Origin of the sequence: Novosphingobium sp. KCTC 2891 (assembly GCF_025938155.1) — a bacterium.
Lineage (GTDB): Bacteria > Pseudomonadota > Alphaproteobacteria > Sphingomonadales > Sphingomonadaceae > Novosphingobium.
Genome location: NZ_JAPCZG010000003.1, coordinates 126027 through 141680 on the forward strand (window position 1 = coordinate 126027; position 15654 = coordinate 141680).

A 15654-nucleotide genomic window follows, 5' to 3' on the forward strand; every position below is an offset into this window, starting at 1 on the left:
GGCCAGTCCAACCGACCCTCGAACCGAGCTGCGCGCCATGCTGAACAAACTCGTCGCCCATGCCCTGTCCTATCGCCTGCTGGTGCTGGCGCTCGCGCTTGTCGTGGCAGGGCTGGGCGCCTGGGCCTTCATCCGCCTGCCGGTGGATGCCTATCCCAATATCGCCCAGGCGCAGGTCAAGCTGATCCTCAAGGCGCCGGGAATGACGCCCGAGGAAGTCGAAGGCCGCGTCATCACCCCGATCGAGATGGAGATGCTCGGCATCCCTGGACAGACGGTGCTGCGCTCGACCGCGAAATACGCCATCGCCGACGTGACCATCGACTTCGCCGACGGCACCGACATCTACTGGGCGCGCCAGCAGGTGGCCGAACGGCTTTCGGGCGTGATGGCCAATATGCCGGGTTCGGTCAGCGGCGGCCTCGCGCCCATTTCCACGCCGCTGTCCGACGTGTTCATGTTTACCATCGAAGGCCCGCTCTCGCTCCAGCAGAAGCGCGAAGTGCTCGACTGGACGATCCGTCCGGCGCTGCGCACCGTGCCGGGCGTGGCCGACGTCAACGCGCTGGGCGGCTTCGTCCGCACGTTTGAAGTGCGGCCCGATCCGGCGGCGCTCGCGGCGGTGCGCCTGTCCATCGCCGACATCAAGTCCGCGATCGAGGCGGGCAACCGCAACGACGGCGCGGGCCGCCTCACCAGCGGCGAGGAATCGCTCATCGTTCGTTCCGTCGGCGCGATCAGGTCGGTGGAGGACTTGCAGGCGCTGGTCATTGCCAGCCGCGATGGCCGCGTGGTGCGGCTGGGCGATGTGGCGCAGGTCGGCACCGGCAGCCTTACCCGCTATGGCGCGGTGACCAAGAACGGCGCGGACGAGGCGGTCGAAGGGCTGGTCATTGCCCTGCGCGGTGCCGATGCGCGGCAGGTGGTCGATGGCGTGAAGGCGCGGCTGGCCGAAGTGCAGGCAGGCCTTCCGCCGGGCACGAAGATCGACGTGTTCTACGATCGCTCCGACCTGATCGGGCGCGCCGTCGGCACGGTGGAGGAAGCGCTGCTCGAAGCGACGCTGCTGGTCATCGTGCTGCTCGTGGTGTTCCTGGGCGATTGGCGCGCCGCGGCCATCGTCGCCGTCACGCTGCCGATGGCGGCGCTCATGACCTTCCTGTTCATGGGCATGGCCGGGCTTTCGGCCAACCTGATGAGCCTGGGCGGCCTCGCCATCGCCATCGGGATGCTTGTCGATGGCGCGGTCGTGGTGGTCGAGAACGTCGTCGAACGGCTCCAGTCAGCGCGCGAGGACGGCCATCCACGGCTGCACACCGTCTTTCGCGCCACCAGCGATGTGACCGTGCCGGTTTCGGCGGGCATCGTCATCATCGCGCTTGTCTTCCTGCCCCTGCTTTCATTGCAGGGGCTGGAAGGCAAGTTGTTCGCCCCCGTCGCGCTTACCATCGTCTTCGCCCTCGCCGGCTCGCTGCTGCTCGCGCTCACGCTGGTGCCGGTGCTTGCCTCGCTGGGCCTGAAGGCCGGGCATCATGGCGAACCCTGGATCATGCGCTGGCTTACCCCGCGTTACCGTGCCCTGTTGGCCGGCGCCTTTGACCGCCGCCGCATGGTCTATGCGCTGTCGGGCGCGGGCCTGCTGCTCGCAGTCCTTGCCTATGGCGCGGTGGGCAAGACGTTCATGCCCACGATGGATGAAGGCTCCGTCATCGTCCAGCTGACCAAGCTGCCCTCGATCAATCTGGCGAAGTCGCTGGAAGGCGACATGGCCGTGCAGCGCGCACTGCACCGCGTGCCCGAAGTGCAGGACGTGATCGCCCGCGTCGGCTCGGACGAGATTGGGCTGGACCCGATGGGCCTCAACGAGACGGACAGCTTCGTCCGCCTGAAGCCCCAGTCCGAATGGCGCGGGAACAAGGACTTCGTCGTGGCCGAACTGCGCAAGGCGGTGGAAGGGCTGCCCGGCATCCAGGCCAGCTTCACCCAGCCCATCGAAATGCGCGTGTCCGAAATGCTGACCGGCGCGCGCGGCGATCTCGCGGTCAAGATCTTCGGCCCCGACCGCGCCGTGCTGGCCGATCTTGCGGGGAAGGTGCGCCATACGCTGTCTAGCGTGCGCGGCGCGACCGAAGTGCTCACCGTTGCCAACGACAGCGTCGATTATCTCCAGCTCGACGTGGACCGCCTTGCCGCCGGCCGCTTCGGAATGCCGGTGGACCAGATGCAGGATGCCCTGCGCGCGCAGGTCGAAGGGATGCCCGCCGGCGTCGTTGCCGAGGGACAGCGCCGCGTGCCGATCATGATCCGGGGTGACGATGCCCTGCGCAGCGATCCGGCGCGCTTCGCGGACCTGCAGATGATGACGCCGGGCGGCACGCTCGCCCGCGTCAGCGACATGGCGCGGGTCAGCCGCACCGAAGGCCCGGTGAAGCTGGAGCACGAGAACGGCTCGCGCTTCGCCATGGTGCAGGCCTTCGTCTCGGGCCGCGATCTTGTCGGCTATGTCGAGGAAGCGAAGGCCAACGTGGCGCGCGATATAAGGCTGCCGGCGGGCTATCGCCTCGTCTGGGGCGGCCAGTTCGAGAACCAGCAGCGCGCGTCCGCTCGGCTGATGCTGGTGATCCCGGCGGCGCTGCTGCTGATCTTCTTCGTGCTGCTGGGCACGCTGCGCTCGCTGCGCGCGGCCACGCTGATCCTTGCGAACATTCCCTTCGCGATGGTCGGCGGCGTGGTCTCGCTGTGGCTGTCGGGCGAATACCTGTCGGTTCCGGCCTCGGTCGGCTTCATCGCGCTGCTCGGCATCGCGGTGCTCAACGGCTTGGTGCTCGTCGCCTACTTCCGCCAGCTGCGCTACGAAGGCCGCTCCATGGCCGAGACGGTCCGGCTCGGTGCCGAACGCCGGTTGCGGCCGGTGCTGATGACCGCCAGCATCACCGCTTTCGGCCTTGTCCCGCTGCTGTTCGCCAGCGGCCCCGGCTCCGAAATCCAGCGTCCGCTGGCCATCGTGGTGATCGGCGGCCTTGTCACCTCGACGCTGCTCACGCTGATCCTCCTGCCCATCCTGTTCGAGCGCTTCGGCGAAAGCCGCGACGAACGCGACGATGCGCCCACCGACGGCGTCTCCAACGAAAGCGCTTCCAAAGAAAGTCCGGTGCATGGCTAACCTTGCCTATACCTTCCACTGCGCCACGGCGGACCGCGATGCGATCTGCACCGCGCTGCGTGCCGTGGTCGCCGTGCCGATCCACCGCCGTGACGAGGACGTGCTCGGCCGCGATTTCGGCGACGCCGGCGCTGCGGAGCAGGTCAGCGGCTCGCTGCGCCGCACGGCCATCGTCCTGGTCGCCGACGAAGAGATGCGCGGCGCGCTGGTCGCGGCCGTCGAACGCGCCCGCCGCCGCTCGCCCGTGCGCTGGATCGCGGTGCCCGTCGCACACAGTGGAAGGATTGCCTGATGCGCCGGCTTGCCGTTCTCGCGCTGCTGCTCGGTAGTGCAAGCCCCGTGCTTGCCGCGGCAGACAACCTGCCGCCTGAACCGGCCGTCGTCGCCGTGCTGGACAACTATCCCGGCGTCACCGCCGCCGGCGCGCGCGTCGATGCGGCGCGGGCGGGGGCGACCATGCTGCGCAAGGGCACGCATGAAGTCCTGCTCAGTGGCAGCTACATCGTGCGCGATGTCACCAACGAGCGCCGCTACAGCGAATTCGACGGCACCGTTTCGCGCGCGTTCCGCCTGCCGGGCAAGGCCGCGCTCGATCGCAAGGCCGGCGCGCTGGGGGTCGAAGTGGCGCAGAACCGCATGGAGGACGCCCGCCACCAGGCCGCGCTGCTGCTGTCGCAGCTGTGGTTCGATTGGCTGTCCGCCGGCGAATTGCGCCGAACCGATCTCGCCAATGTGGCTCTGCTCGAACAGGCGTTGCACGCCGTGGAGCGCCGCGCGCAATTGCGCGATGCGGCGCTGCTCGATGTCGATCAGGCCCGTGCCGCGCTCGATCAGGCGCGCGGCCTTGCCGCCGGCACGCTGGCCGACCGTGAGCAGGCGCACGCCGTCCTTTCCGCCACGTTCCCCGACCTGCCGCTACCCCCGGAGCCGCCCGCGCTGGGCACGCCGCAGCTCCCCGCGCAGGATCTGGGTGCGCTGCGCGATCTGGTGATCGCCCGCAGCCACGAGATCCGCGCTGCGGACCGCGATGCCGCCCGCCTTGGCACGCTGGCAGAGCGCGCGCGGCGGGACCGGATGGCCGATCCCACCATCGGCCTGCGCGCGTTCAGCGAACGCAGCGGCATGGAGCGCGGCGGCGGGCTGGTCCTGTCGATCCCGCTGGGCGGCGGCTATCGCAAGGCGGTCGCAGAACAGGCCGGGGCGGAAGCCAGCGCCGGGCTGCTCGATCTCGCGCAAGTGCGCCGCGCGGTGGAGGCGACCGCCGATGCCGACCGCTCCGCCGCGCGCGACCGGACGGCGGCATGGGAAAGGCTCGCCGCCTCGGCCCAGTCCGCTGAAGCCGCAGCCATCCGCACCGCGCGCGGGCACGAACTCGGGGCGGTCGACCTGTCCGATGCGCTTCTCGCCCGCCGCCTTGCCGGCGATGCGCGGCGCATGGAGATCGCCGCGCGCACCGACGCGATCCGTGCGCTGATGAAGTTGCAGATCGACGCGCATGTCATCTGGATGAGCGCCGACGATGCGGAATGATCGACCGGCCCTTGCCGCGATGGCCGGCCTGTTCTTCCTCGGCGGCTGCATGAGCATGGAGCGCACGGCCCTGCCCGTCACGGTCGGAGGGGATTCCGGCGTGATCGTGACCGCGCCGCAGGTCTATCGCACCGGCAAGCGGCTGACCGTGCGCGCATCGGTGCGCCACACCGTGCGCACGGCCAAGGTGATCGAAGGCACTCTGGTCGTCAGTGCGCCTGGGGCAGGCGGGGAACTCGGCGCGGGGCGCTGCGACGCACGCCTGTCGGTCCGGGCGTGTTACGCCTCGCTGTCGCCCTCGACTGCCACCGGCCCGTTCATCGTCACGTTCCGGCCGCAGCACGCGGGACAGCGCCGTTAGATGCTGGCGAGAATCTCCGCCGCATCGCTGACCGGACGGCCCGCGTCGACCCGCTCGGAATAGCGGTCCACCAACTGCTCCGCATGGGGCCGCAGCAGCACGGTGAAGCGGACCAATTCCTCCATCACGTCCACGATCCGGTCGTAGTAGCTGGAAGGCTTCATCCGTCCGGCCTCGTCGAATTCCTCATAGGCCTTGGCCACGCTCGACTGGTTGGGGATGGTGAACATCCGCATCCAGCGGCCCAGGATGCGCAGCGAGTTGACGCTGTTGAAAGACTGCGATCCCGCGCTGACCTGCATCACCGCCAGCGCGCGGCCCTGCGTGGGGCGCATTCCCTTGAAGGCCAGCGGCAGGTGATCGATCTGGGTCTTCATGATGCCGGTGATCTGGCCGTGGCGTTCCGGGCTGCACCACACCTGCGCTTCGGACCACAGCGAATGTTCGCGCAGTTCGTGCACTGCCGGGTGGTCGTCGCCGTCCACCTGGTCGGGCAGGGGCAGGTCCGACGGGTCGAAGATCCGCGTCTCGCAGCCGAAATAGCGCAGCAGCCGTGCCGCTTCCTCCACCGCCAGCCGCGAATAGGACCGCTCTCGCAGCGATCCATAGAGCAGCAGCACGCGCGGCGGCGGGTCCATCTCGCCCAGGCCCAACGCCGGGCGGCGGTGGGCAAATTCGGGCTTCAGCGCCGGCAGGTGATCGGGATCGGCCAGCGGGCGCAGGCGGGTGTGGGGCAGGGCGCTCATGCCAGGCGGTTCCCGGCGGCATCGACCACCTGCTCGCCGTCCTCCTTGGCGAAAGCGCCCTGCTGGCCCTGCGGCATAAGATCGAGCACTTCCTCCGAAGGGCGGCACAGCTTCACGCCCAGCGGCGAGACCACCAGGGGCCGGTTGATCAGGATGGGGTGTGCCATCATCGCGTCGATCAGCGCGGCGTCGTCCAGCGTCTCGTCGGCAAGGCCAAGCTCGGCATAGGGCGTGCCTTTCTCGCGCAGCAGCGCGCGGGCACCGATCCCGGCGCGCGCGATCAGCGTTTCCAGCATGGCGCGCGAAGGCGGCGTCTTGAGATATTCCACCACGTGCGGCTCGATCCCGGCATTGCGGATCATGGCCAGCGCATTGCGCGACGTGCCGCATTCGGGGTTGTGGTAGATCACGATATCAGGCGTCACGTGCAGGCTCCTGCGGCAGGGCGGGGTCGTCGAACAGCAGTTTCGCGGTGGCCAGCGCTGCCAGCGCGCCGGCAAGCTGCGCGGCGATGAAGCCCGGCACATTGGCGGGCGCGATGCCGGCAAACGTATCGGAGAGCGCGCGCGCCACGGTGATTGCCGGGTTGGCGAAGCTGGTGGAAGAAGTGAACCAGTAGGCAGAGGTGATATAGAGCGCGACCGTGGCCGGCACGGAGGCAGGCTGGTGGCGCAGCGTGCCCAGGATGGTCAGCAGCAGGCCGAACGTGGCGATGAACTCGCCCGCCCACTGTCCGCTGCCGGTGCGCACCTTGGTGGAGAATTGCAGCACGTCCAGATCGAACATCACGTGCGCCGCCCAGACCCCGGCAATACCGCCGATCAGCTGCGCCGCGACATGGCCGATCGCCTGCCCGGTGCCCAGTTCGCTCCGCAGGCAGAACACCAGCGTGACTGCAGGGTTGAACTGCGCGGCGGAAATCGGGCCGAGCATGGTGATGAGGACATAGAGCATCGCCCCGGTCGCCACCGTATTGCCCAGCAGCGCCACCGCCACGTTCCCGCCGGCAAGGCTTTCCGCCATGATCCCAGAACCGACCACGGTGGCGAACAGCAGGAAGCTGCCGACCGCCTCTGCGGCGATTGCGTGCCTCACGCCGCGCCCTCCATCCGGCCGATCTCGGCAAGGTGGTCCAGCAGGAAGGGGCGGTCGATCGTCTCGAACGGCAGCGCCAGAAGGGCGCGCACCCGTGCTTCCAATGCGGTCCAGGTCGCCTCGAAGGCGGCGTCCACCTCCCCCTCGCTGCCGGTCGCGTCGGCAGGATCGGGCAGGCCCCAGTGTGCCTTGATCGGCGCGCCGATGAATACCGGGCAGGTTTCCCCCGCGGCATTGCCGCAGACCGTGATGGCGAGGTCGATGCGCGGCGCGTCCGGACCGGTGAATTCGTTCCAGCTCTTTGACCGGAAGCCGGTCGTGTCGATCCCCCGCCGGCCAAGCAGCCGCAACGCGCCCGGATGCGGGACGCCCTTGGGCTTGCTGCCGGCGCTGAAAGCGTTGATCCGTCCCTGACCAAGCTGGTTGAAGATTGCCTCGCCGAGAATCGACCGTGCCGAATTCCCGGTGCACAGCACCAAGACGTTCATGTTTTTCCCCCCACGTCTGGCGCCGTCAGGCGGCGCCGCGTTCCTCGCAGGCCGCATCGGCGCACATCGCATCATCGGTGCAGGGCACGCCGTTGCAGCAATTGTCGGTCAGGTAGCCCATCAGCCCGTTCATCGCGCCGTAGTTGGCGGAATAGACGATCGAGCGCCCGTGCCGCGCCTGCGCGACAAGGCCGGCGTGCGAAAGCTGGGCCAGATGGAAGCTCATCGATGATGGCGCGATGCCCAATCGTTCGGCCAGCTGCCCTGCGGCCACGCCTTCCGCGCCCGCCTGCACCAGCAGGCGGAACACCGCGAGACGGTGTTCCTGCGCCAGCGCGCCAAGCGCGCGTACGACCTGATCGGCAGTCATCGATTCCATATTTCGATTATCATGGAAATATGGAATCGAGTCAATCGCGCCCGTGTTCAGCCCACCAGGCCATAGCCGAAAGTGTCGTCGAAGCCGGGCTTGCCCAGATCGTGCGCGCTCGCCTTGAGCCGCTCGGCGCAGTCTTTTGGACTGCCCTGCCGCGCGCGGCAGCGGGCAAGGATCGCCGAGACCACCGGTGTCGCGAACGAGGTGCCCGTAAACCGCGCCACCCCGCCGCCGGCCTGCGCGGCGGTCACGTCCACCCCGGTCGCGGCGACGGCGATGTAGGTGCCCCGGTTGGCATAGCGATAGATCCGGCCGTCGCGGTCCACTGCCGTCACCGCGATCACGCCGGGAAGCGCCGCGGGAAAGACCGGGGGCGCCGCAGGTCCGCTGTTGCCGGCTGCCGCCACGATCATCCGTCCGCGCAAACCGGCTGCCGCCACCAGCCGGTCCAGAATGGCGTTGCGAGGGCCGGCCAGGCTCATGTTGATGACCGGCACATCGTTGCCCAGCATCCATTCAAGCGCATCGGCGACGATATCGATCGACGTGAACGGCCGCCCGGCCGAGCCGCGAAAAATATTGGCGGTGTAGATGGTCGCTGCGCCGCGTGCCGCCAGGATCGAGGCGACGGCCGTGCCATGCTGGGCGTCCTTGCCGGAGGCGGTCGCATCGCCGTCCCGCGCGCCCCGCGGCCATGCCACGATCCGTGCCGCGCCCAGCGCGGGGTGGGCGGTGACCGCTGTGTCGATCACGCCCACGGGGAAACCGGCGGGGTCGGGCGGTTGCCCCTCTCCCGCGCCCTTGATCTTTCTGGGGCGCGAGCGCGCCGCCACGCGAAGCCCATAGTAATGGTCGAAGTCGATGGTGGCCGAAGGCGCTTCCGCCCTGACCTGTTCCACGGCGGCGCGGGTGGAAAGCCTGCGCGGCGCGGCAAGGCGGATGATCCGCGTTCCCAAGGCGGCCAGGTCCTTGCGCTCGATGACGCGGAAGCTGGCTTGTTCGAGCTTCGCCAGTGCTTCTTCGGGAAGTTCGCCGGCCACCACTCGACATTGGCGCCCAGCGTGTAGCTGATGCTGCTCCTGACGGTGTCGATACCCTCGCCGGCGTTTTCGACCACTTTGTCGCCCACGTTGTCGACGGTGTAGATATCGTTGCCCAGCCCGCCATACATCGTGTCGGCACCGGTCCCGCCATTGAGCCGGTCATTGCCGCCCAGGCCCTTGAGAATGTCACTGCCGGCGGCGCCATAGAGAACGTCGTCAAGATCGGTGCCGATCAGCGTGTCGGCAACGGAGGTGCCGTTGAAAGTCGCCATGCGGGAACTCCGGTCAGAAGACTTCTCCCCGCCGCATCATCATGGCGAGCCCGGGAGAAGTTGGTGGATGCTTCTCCCAGAACGCCCCCTCGCGGCGCTTATTCCCATGGCTCCGATCGAAAAAAGACGATGCGGCGAATTTTTTGCGGGCAATAACCGGCACTACTGCCGGTGAAGGCCGGCAAGGACCTGTGAAATCAATGTGTTGATGCGGGTGACGCGGTCCTCGCCCATCACCGGGCCTTGCAGCAGCAGACCCATGTGCGCCACCACGGTCAGGTCGTTGGCCAGTTTCATCGCTTCCCAGCGGTCGCGCCATTGCGGAAACGATTCGATCATTTCCGAGACCCATACCTGATCGTATCGGCGTGCGGCCGGCTCGAAGTGCACGCGCAGGTCGTCGTCGCTGCGGGCCGCGACGGCCAGTTCGACATAGGCGGCATATTCGCGAGTCTGCACGCTGCGCCAGTGTGCGTCGGTGGCGATCTCGATCACGCGGTCCTCGCCTGCGCGCGCGACTTCGGCCAGATAATCGTCGAGAAACAGGCGCATCCGTTCATAGAACACGTGCTCCACCACGGCCCCGACAAGATCGGTGCGCGCGGGGAAGTGATGCTGCATCGCGCCGCGCGAAATGCCGGTGCGCGCGGCCACCTTGTGCGTGGTGAGGCCGGCGTAGCCACCTTCCAGCAGACACTCGATGCCCGCCTCGATCAGCTTGAGCCGCGTACGCGTACTTTTCTGTGCCTGTCGGCTCTGCGGATCGCTGGCCAGATCCGCCGGCATCAGAGCGTTCAGCATTCGCTGCTGCATCGTGGAACGCGTCAATTGAACCCCCAGAACCTCTTCAAAACCATCACGGCGCCCCGACCTGATAAAAGGTCCAGTATGCCTTGCCCCTCAAAAGCGCGAAAAACAATCCATGCGGACTGTTATGTCCGACAAGAAAACGAAGCCGCCCGTTCAAGGGCGGGCGGCGATTGGTTTTGCCAGTCCGAGGGGGAGTGAAACGAATGAAACTGCACCACAAGATGCAATTGCTGTGCGGGCTGTCCGCGATGGCATTCGCTGCGCCGGCATTTGCTGCCGAGCCGCCTGTCGAGGATACCGGCGGCATCGCCGAAATCGTCGTGACCGCGCAGAAGAAGGCTGAAAACCTTCAGGACGTTCCCATCTCGGTTGCCGCCATCGGCTCCGATACGCTGGAATCGACTCACGCGGTCAATCTCCAGGGGCTTCAGGGCGCGGTTCCCAACGTGGAAATCGGCACCTTCTCGAACACCCCCAACACCGCCGTCTTCACCATCCGTGGCATCGGCGTGATCGAGCCCGATCCCTATGCGGGCAACACCGTCGGCATCGTCGTCGATGGCCTGCCGCAGTACTTCTCGATGGGCGCGCTGCTCGACCTGTTCGACGTGGAACGCATCGAAATCCTGCGCGGCCCACAGGGCACGCTGTTCGGCGCGAACACCACCGGCGGCGTCGTCAACGTGGTCAACCGCCAGCCCGATCTGGACAAGCTCGGCGGTTCGGTGAACCTCAGCTATGGCAACTACAACCACCTGACCGCCTCGGGTGTGCTCAACGCGCCGCTGGGCGAAGGGCTCGCGCTGCGCCTTGGCGTCAATCATGACCGCCGCGATGGCTACGTCACCAACGTGGTGACCGGCAAGGACATGGGGCGTCGCAACGTCACCATCTTCCGCGGTGCGCTGCGTTATTCGGCGGGCGATTTCGACGCGACGCTCTCGGGTGAATACGATCGTGCGCGCAACGGCTCGCCGATCGTGGTCGCGGGCGATCTTCCGGGCGAGGCGGAATACGTCCCCGAGGGCTTCCTCGGCATGTACCGTTCGCCGTGCCTTCCGGCCGGCAGCCGTTGCTCGGCGCCCGATCACTATTATTCCGCCCAGGACGGCGGCATCAACGGCGACCTGCCCGACGTGTCCAACATGGACACCTACCGCGCGGGCCTGACGATGAAGCTGTCCAACACGGCAATCGGCGACATTGTCTCGATCACTGGCTACAAGCACTTCAAGCTGTTCGAGTTCACCGACCAGGACGGCACACCGGTTCCGCTGATCGACACCAAGCGCGGCACCAAGGGTTGGCAGTTCAGCCAGGAACTGCGCACTGACGTCTCGCTGGGCGATATCGGCAACATCACCGTGGGCGGTTTCTACCTGAAGACGCACTACGATCACTACCAGAACCTGCGCATCAACTTCGCGGGCGGTGCGACCTACAATCCTGACGGCACGTATGTGCTGGGCCTGCCGGGCCTGTTCCAGCAGAACCTGCAGGATCAGGACAACCACTCGATCTCAGCTTTTGCGCAGAGCTACATCAACGTATCCGACCGGCTGCGTCTCCAGGCCGGCATCCGTTACACGCACGAGCAGACCAGCATGCTCGCCTCGACCGAGACCCGTCTCGCGACGGCGACCGCCAACTGGCTGGCCGCGCTGACGGCCGGTGCGGAAGATCCCGGCACGCCCGGTTATTCCAACCTCGACGGCACGAACACCGTGCCGTTCGGTGCGGGCATGGTGGCACCGCCGCGCGGCACGCGCAGCTGGAACAACGTGGGCTGGAAGCTGGGCTTCGACTACAAGGCCACCGATGACGTGATGCTCTACGGATATTGGGCGCGCGGCTTCAAGTCGGGCGGCTACACTGGCCGCATCGGCATCGCCGATGACCTTGGGCCGTACAATCCGGAGAAGGTCGATACGTTCGAAGCTGGCGTGAAGACCGAACTGTTTGATCGCCACGTGCGCTTCAACCTTGCCGGGTTCTACACCAACTACCGCGGGATGCAGCTGGCCCAGATCTACTTCAAGGGCACCGGTGCCGACCTCGTTCAGGGCAACACGATCCTCAACGCGGCCGCCTCGCACATCAAGGGCTTCGAAAGCGAGCTGACGGTCGTTCCCGTCAAGGGCGTCACCATCAATGGCTCGCTGGCCTACCTCGATGCCACGTATGCGAAGTTTGACTACCTGCTGCCGTCCGGCGCCACGCTCGATCTCAAGGGCAAGCGTCTCCAGAACGCGCCGAAGTGGACCGCGAGCACGAGCATCGCCTACGAATTCCCGATGGGCGGCGAACTCTCTGGCCGGTTCAGCGCCACTTACAACTACACCGGGCAGAAGCAGCTGACATCGATCATCGCCAGCGCGCGTTCGACGATCCAGCCGCAGCACATCGTCAATGCGAACTTCGATGTGAAGGTGGGCGATCACTACACCGTGGGCGTCTGGGCGACCAACCTGCTCGACAGCCGCTACATCAACTCGGTGTTCGACAGCCCCGGCACCATCGGCCTGACCAACTACGCGCAGCCGCGCATGTTCGGCGCATCGTTCAAGGCCGAATACTGACCCCATCCTCCCTGACCCCGGCCGGCAACGGCCGGGGTTCTTTTTTCCAGGAGGCTCAATGCTTACTGCCGACGAATTCGTCGCCCGCCACCAGATCCTCAACACGCTGGCGGTTCATAGCCGCGGCGTGGACCGTGGTGATGCAACCCTGCTCGGGTCTGCCTATCATCCCGGCGCCACCGTCGATTACGGCTTCTTCGTGGGCGATGCGGCCACGCTTGTCGCCATTCTGGCCGACGCGCAGAAGACCGCGCCGCCAACCACGCACCGCACCAGCAACTGCTGGATCAAGGTCGCTGGCGACCGCGCCGTGTCCGAATCCTACGTCATCGCGCACGTCGAGGATGCAGAGACCCAGCGCATGGTGCTGGGCCGCTATCTCGACCGCCACGCCTGCATCGACGGGCAATGGCGCCTTACGCACCGCCAGTACGTGATCGAGGGCAACACCAACCGCCCCAACACCGCGATGCGCGGTGACGGTTCGGCCGACATTGCCCACTATGTCGCGCAAGGTTCCAAGCAGGCCGCCGATGCCGGCCGCGCCGTCCTTTCGCTCTACGCCGCCGAAGCGGCCGCCTCCGCCAAGGGGAACCAGACCATGACGACCGCCAACACCACCGGCACCGATACTGCGCTTCACGATGCGCTCGCCCGCGCCGAGATCCACGATCTGTGCATGGCCTATGGCCGCGGCGTGGACCGTGCTGACGCCGCGCTTCTTGGATCGATCTTCAGCGATGATTCGGTTGTCATCAGCGGGGTCATCAACGGCAGCGGTGCGGAGTTCGCCGAGCAGATCTGCGCTTTCGTCAGCACCCAGCTGGACCTGTGCTTCCACTCGGTCGCCAACGAATGGGTAGAGGTGAATGGCGACGAAGCCGTGGGCGAGCACTACGCGCTGGCGCACATGACCAAGAACGGCCACGATGTGATGACCGGCGGCCGCTACCTCGATCGCTACGTCAAGCGTGACGGCAAGTGGCTGATCCGCAACCGCACCTTCGTCACCGACTGGAACACCACGCACGCCAGCACGCTCCAGCGCGACGGCTTCTACGAAGCGCTCAAGACCTGGGGCTGCTTTGGCAAGGAAGACCCGGTCTACGCGCACTGGGCCAGCCTCGACGCCAGCGTGGACGCCTGACATGGATACCGGCATCCCCGCACACGTTCCGCAAGACCGCGTCGTCGATGTCGATATCTATGCCCCGCCCTTGATAGGCGAGATCGGTTTCCACCGCGCCTGGGCGAAGCTGCAAGGCGAAAGCCCCGGCGTGGTGTGGACCCCGCGCAATGAAGGCCACTGGATCGCGCTTTCGGGTCAGGCGCTGCATGACGTGCAGTCCGACCCGGAGCGCTTTTCCTCGCGCATCATCGTGCTGCCCCGGTCGGTGGGCGAGGTCCACGGCCTCATCCCCACCACCATCGACCCGCCCGCGCACCGGCCATACCGCACGCTGCTCAATGCCAATCTCAACCCGGCGACTGTGCGCGGGCTGGGGGACAGCATCCGCCAGACCGCCATCGACCTGATCGAGGGGTTTCGCGCCGAAGGGCGCTGCGATTTCACAACCGAATACGCCGAAGTGTTCCCGATCCGCGTGTTCATGGCCATGGTCGGCCTGCCCGAAAGCGAGGCGCCGACCATCCGCCACTGGGCCTCGTGCATGACCCGGCCGGGAATGGACATGACGTTCGAGGAAGCGAAGGCCGCCTTCTTCGAACGCCTTGCTCCCGTGGTCGACGAGCGCCGCGCCCATCCGGGCGAGGATATGCTGAGCAACATGATGGCCGCGCTGATGGACCAGCCGGAAGGCGGCGAGCCGCGCCGGCTGACCCGCGACGAGGCGCTCAAGCTATCGACGCAGGTGCTGATCGCTGGCGTGGATACCGTGGTCAACTTCCTCGGCTTCGTCATGGCCGAGCTGGCGCAGAACCCGCCGCTGCGCGCGCAGCTTGCCGCGATGGAAGGCAACCTCATGCCCGCGGTGAACGAACTGTTCCGCCGCTTCGGCCTTGTCACCATCGCGCGCGAGGTGCGTCACGACATCGCCGATTTCCACGGCGTTTCACTGAAGGGCGGGGACATGATCTGCATTCCCACGCAGGTCCACGGGCTTGACGAAAGCCTCAATCCCGATCCGCTGGCGCTCGATTTTGCCCGCCGCCGCGCACCGCACTCCGCTTTCGGCAGTGGGCCGCATCTGTGCCCCGGCCAGGAACTGGCGCGCAAGGAAGTGGCGGTCACGCTGGAGGAATGGCTCCGGCGCATTCCCGATTTTTCGCTGGGCGCAGACGCGGACCTTTCGCCCGTGCCGGGTATCGTCGGCGCGCTCAGGCGCGTGACGCTGGCTTGGGCCGATTAACCCCGGGGCGCTTTCGCCCCCTTACATGACAAGGACGATCCCATGGGCAAGATGGAAGGCAAGGTCGCGCTGATCACCGGCGGGGCTTCGGGCCTTGGCGCCGAAGATGCGCGCGTGCTGGCGCGCGAAGGCGCGAAAGTTGTAGTCACCGACATGCAGGGCGATCTCGGCCGTGCGGTGGCTGCCGAAGTGGACGGCCTGTTTCTCGAACACGACGTCCGCGATGAAGCCCGCTGGCACGAAGTCGTGGCCGAAACGATCAAGGCCTATGGCCGGCTCGATACGCTGGTGAACAACGCCGGCCTCGTCCGCTTCGGCACGATCGAGGCGCTACCTTACGACGAGTTTCGCCTCCAGGTGGATGTCATGCTGGGCGGCACCTTCCTTGGCTGCCAGGCCGCGCTGCCGCACATGAGCAAGGACGGCTCCGGTGCGATCATCAACATGGCGTCGGTTGGCGGCATGAAGGGCATCAGCACGATCCCCGCCTATGCTGGTGCCAAGGCGGGTGTCATCGGCATGACCCGTTCCATCGCGATCCACTGCCGGGAGCAGGGCAACCGCATCCGCTGCAATTCCATCGCACCGGGCGGGATCGTCACCCCGATGACCGCGCAGGCACTGGCGCAGCTGCCGCAGGACGCGGCAGGGCTCGACCAGATCCAGAACTTCGGCATGGGCCAGCCGATCGATATCGCCAACATGGTGCTCTACCTCGCCTGCGACGATGGCCGCCACATCACCGGCACCAACATCGTGATCGACAACGGCGAAACCGCTGGCTGACGCGTCCATTGGGGGGGGGCGCCGCGAGGCGATCCC

General features: G+C 66.9%; 15 protein-coding genes and 1 pseudogene. 8 read left to right on the plus strand and 8 right to left on the minus strand.

All coding sequences use genetic code 11. The features are described 5' to 3' along the window. Window positions 1-37 precede the first annotated feature (37 nt). The 4 genes from OLX02_RS06835 to OLX02_RS06850 are packed head-to-tail and all read left to right on the plus strand — an operon-like array spanning window position 38 to window position 5054. Complete coding sequence (locus OLX02_RS06835; RefSeq protein ID WP_264421397.1) at window positions 38-3163, plus strand: efflux RND transporter permease subunit; 3126 nt, start codon at window positions 38-40, stop codon at window positions 3161-3163. Beyond that, entirely contained in the window at window positions 3156-3455 is a 300-nt protein-coding gene (locus tag OLX02_RS06840) for a DUF3240 family protein (RefSeq protein ID WP_264421399.1), read from the plus strand. The genes OLX02_RS06835 and OLX02_RS06840 overlap by 8 nt, the downstream gene beginning before the upstream one ends. Further along, window positions 3455-4693 (plus strand): TolC family protein, encoded by a 1239-nt coding sequence (locus OLX02_RS06845; RefSeq protein WP_264421402.1) that lies wholly within the window; start codon window positions 3455-3457, stop codon window positions 4691-4693. The genes OLX02_RS06840 and OLX02_RS06845 overlap by 1 nt, the downstream gene beginning before the upstream one ends. After that, a complete protein-coding gene (locus tag OLX02_RS06850; RefSeq protein WP_264421404.1) occupies window positions 4683-5054 on the plus strand; it encodes a hypothetical protein in 372 nt (123 codons plus the stop codon). Before OLX02_RS06845 ends, OLX02_RS06850 begins: the two co-directional genes overlap by 11 nt. Here OLX02_RS06850 and arsH read toward each other — a convergent pair. The 8 genes and pseudogenes from arsH to OLX02_RS06885 form a co-directional block, all read right to left on the minus strand. Then, on the minus strand, window positions 5051-5800 hold the full coding sequence (gene arsH, locus OLX02_RS06855) for an arsenical resistance protein ArsH (RefSeq protein WP_264421406.1): 750 nt from the start codon (window positions 5798-5800) through the stop codon (window positions 5051-5053). The genes OLX02_RS06850 and arsH overlap by 4 nt on opposite strands. After that, a complete protein-coding gene (gene arsC, locus OLX02_RS06860; protein WP_264421408.1) occupies window positions 5797-6225 on the minus strand; it encodes an arsenate reductase (glutaredoxin) in 429 nt (142 codons plus the stop codon). The genes arsH and arsC overlap by 4 nt, the downstream gene beginning before the upstream one ends. Next, window positions 6215-6895, minus strand: a complete 681-nt coding sequence (locus OLX02_RS06865) for an aquaporin (protein WP_264421410.1) — start codon at window positions 6893-6895, stop codon at window positions 6215-6217. Before OLX02_RS06865 ends, arsC begins: the two co-directional genes overlap by 11 nt. Next, complete coding sequence (locus OLX02_RS06870; RefSeq protein ID WP_264421412.1) at window positions 6892-7383, minus strand: arsenate reductase ArsC; 492 nt, start codon at window positions 7381-7383, stop codon at window positions 6892-6894. Before OLX02_RS06870 ends, OLX02_RS06865 begins: the two co-directional genes overlap by 4 nt. Before the next feature lie 25 nt (window positions 7384-7408). Next, on the minus strand, window positions 7409-7753 hold the full coding sequence (locus tag OLX02_RS06875; protein ID WP_413630130.1) for an ArsR/SmtB family transcription factor: 345 nt from the start codon (window positions 7751-7753) through the stop codon (window positions 7409-7411). 56 nt (window positions 7754-7809) lie between these two features. After that, the gene (locus OLX02_RS06880) at window positions 7810-8799 is read right to left on the minus strand and encodes a S8 family serine peptidase (protein ID WP_264421416.1); all 990 of its coding nucleotides are present in this window, start codon (window positions 8797-8799) and stop codon (window positions 7810-7812) included. A gap of 116 nt (window positions 8800-8915) precedes the next feature. Continuing rightward, window positions 8916-9074 (minus strand): annotated as a pseudogene (locus OLX02_RS20185) (calcium-binding protein); the annotation flags it as partial. Window positions 9075-9236: 162 nt separating this feature from the next. Beyond that, a complete protein-coding gene (locus tag OLX02_RS06885) occupies window positions 9237-9875 on the minus strand; it encodes a TetR/AcrR family transcriptional regulator (protein WP_264421418.1) in 639 nt (212 codons plus the stop codon). A gap of 212 nt (window positions 9876-10087) precedes the next feature. On the opposite strand from OLX02_RS06885, the gene OLX02_RS06890 reads away from it, so the two are divergent. From OLX02_RS06890 to OLX02_RS06905, 4 genes are read left to right on the plus strand one after another with little or no spacing between them, the layout of a single operon-like run. Continuing rightward, complete coding sequence (locus tag OLX02_RS06890) at window positions 10088-12463, plus strand: TonB-dependent receptor (protein WP_264421419.1); 2376 nt, start codon at window positions 10088-10090, stop codon at window positions 12461-12463. Between the two features lie 58 nt (window positions 12464-12521). Next, the gene (locus OLX02_RS06895) at window positions 12522-13610 is read left to right on the plus strand and encodes a nuclear transport factor 2 family protein (protein ID WP_264421420.1); all 1089 of its coding nucleotides are present in this window, start codon (window positions 12522-12524) and stop codon (window positions 13608-13610) included. Between the two features lies 1 nt (window position 13611). Further along, on the plus strand, window positions 13612-14832 hold the full coding sequence (locus OLX02_RS06900) for a cytochrome P450 (RefSeq protein WP_264421421.1): 1221 nt from the start codon (window positions 13612-13614) through the stop codon (window positions 14830-14832). A gap of 42 nt (window positions 14833-14874) precedes the next feature. Then, window positions 14875-15618 (plus strand): SDR family oxidoreductase, encoded by a 744-nt coding sequence (locus OLX02_RS06905; protein WP_264421423.1) that lies wholly within the window; start codon window positions 14875-14877, stop codon window positions 15616-15618. Window positions 15619-15654: the final 36 nt, after the last annotated feature.

Bases quoted from the DNA above. Each gene is read 5' to 3' on its own strand.
- OLX02_RS06835 (WP_264421397.1), top strand. From the start codon at position 38: ATGCTGAACAAACTCGTCGCCCATGCCCTGTCCTATCGCCTGCTGGTG.
- OLX02_RS06840 (WP_264421399.1), top strand. From the start codon at position 3,156: ATGGCTAACCTTGCCTATACCTTCCACTGCGCCACGGCGGACCGCGAT.
- OLX02_RS06845 (WP_264421402.1), top strand. From the start codon at position 3,455: ATGCGCCGGCTTGCCGTTCTCGCGCTGCTGCTCGGTAGTGCAAGCCCC.
- OLX02_RS06850 (WP_264421404.1), top strand. From the start codon at position 4,683: ATGCGGAATGATCGACCGGCCCTTGCCGCGATGGCCGGCCTGTTCTTC.
- arsH (WP_264421406.1), bottom strand. From the start codon at position 5,800: ATGAGCGCCCTGCCCCACACCCGCCTGCGCCCGCTGGCCGATCCCGAT.
- OLX02_RS06870 (WP_264421412.1), bottom strand. From the start codon at position 7,383: ATGAACGTCTTGGTGCTGTGCACCGGGAATTCGGCACGGTCGATTCTC.
- OLX02_RS06875 (WP_413630130.1), bottom strand. From the start codon at position 7,753: ATGACTGCCGATCAGGTCGTACGCGCGCTTGGCGCGCTGGCGCAGGAA.
- OLX02_RS06885 (WP_264421418.1), bottom strand. From the start codon at position 9,875: ATGCTGAACGCTCTGATGCCGGCGGATCTGGCCAGCGATCCGCAGAGC.
- OLX02_RS06890 (WP_264421419.1), top strand. From the start codon at position 10,088: ATGAAACTGCACCACAAGATGCAATTGCTGTGCGGGCTGTCCGCGATG.
- OLX02_RS06895 (WP_264421420.1), top strand. From the start codon at position 12,522: ATGCTTACTGCCGACGAATTCGTCGCCCGCCACCAGATCCTCAACACG.
- OLX02_RS06900 (WP_264421421.1), top strand. From the start codon at position 13,612: ATGGATACCGGCATCCCCGCACACGTTCCGCAAGACCGCGTCGTCGAT.
- OLX02_RS06905 (WP_264421423.1), top strand. From the start codon at position 14,875: ATGGGCAAGATGGAAGGCAAGGTCGCGCTGATCACCGGCGGGGCTTCG.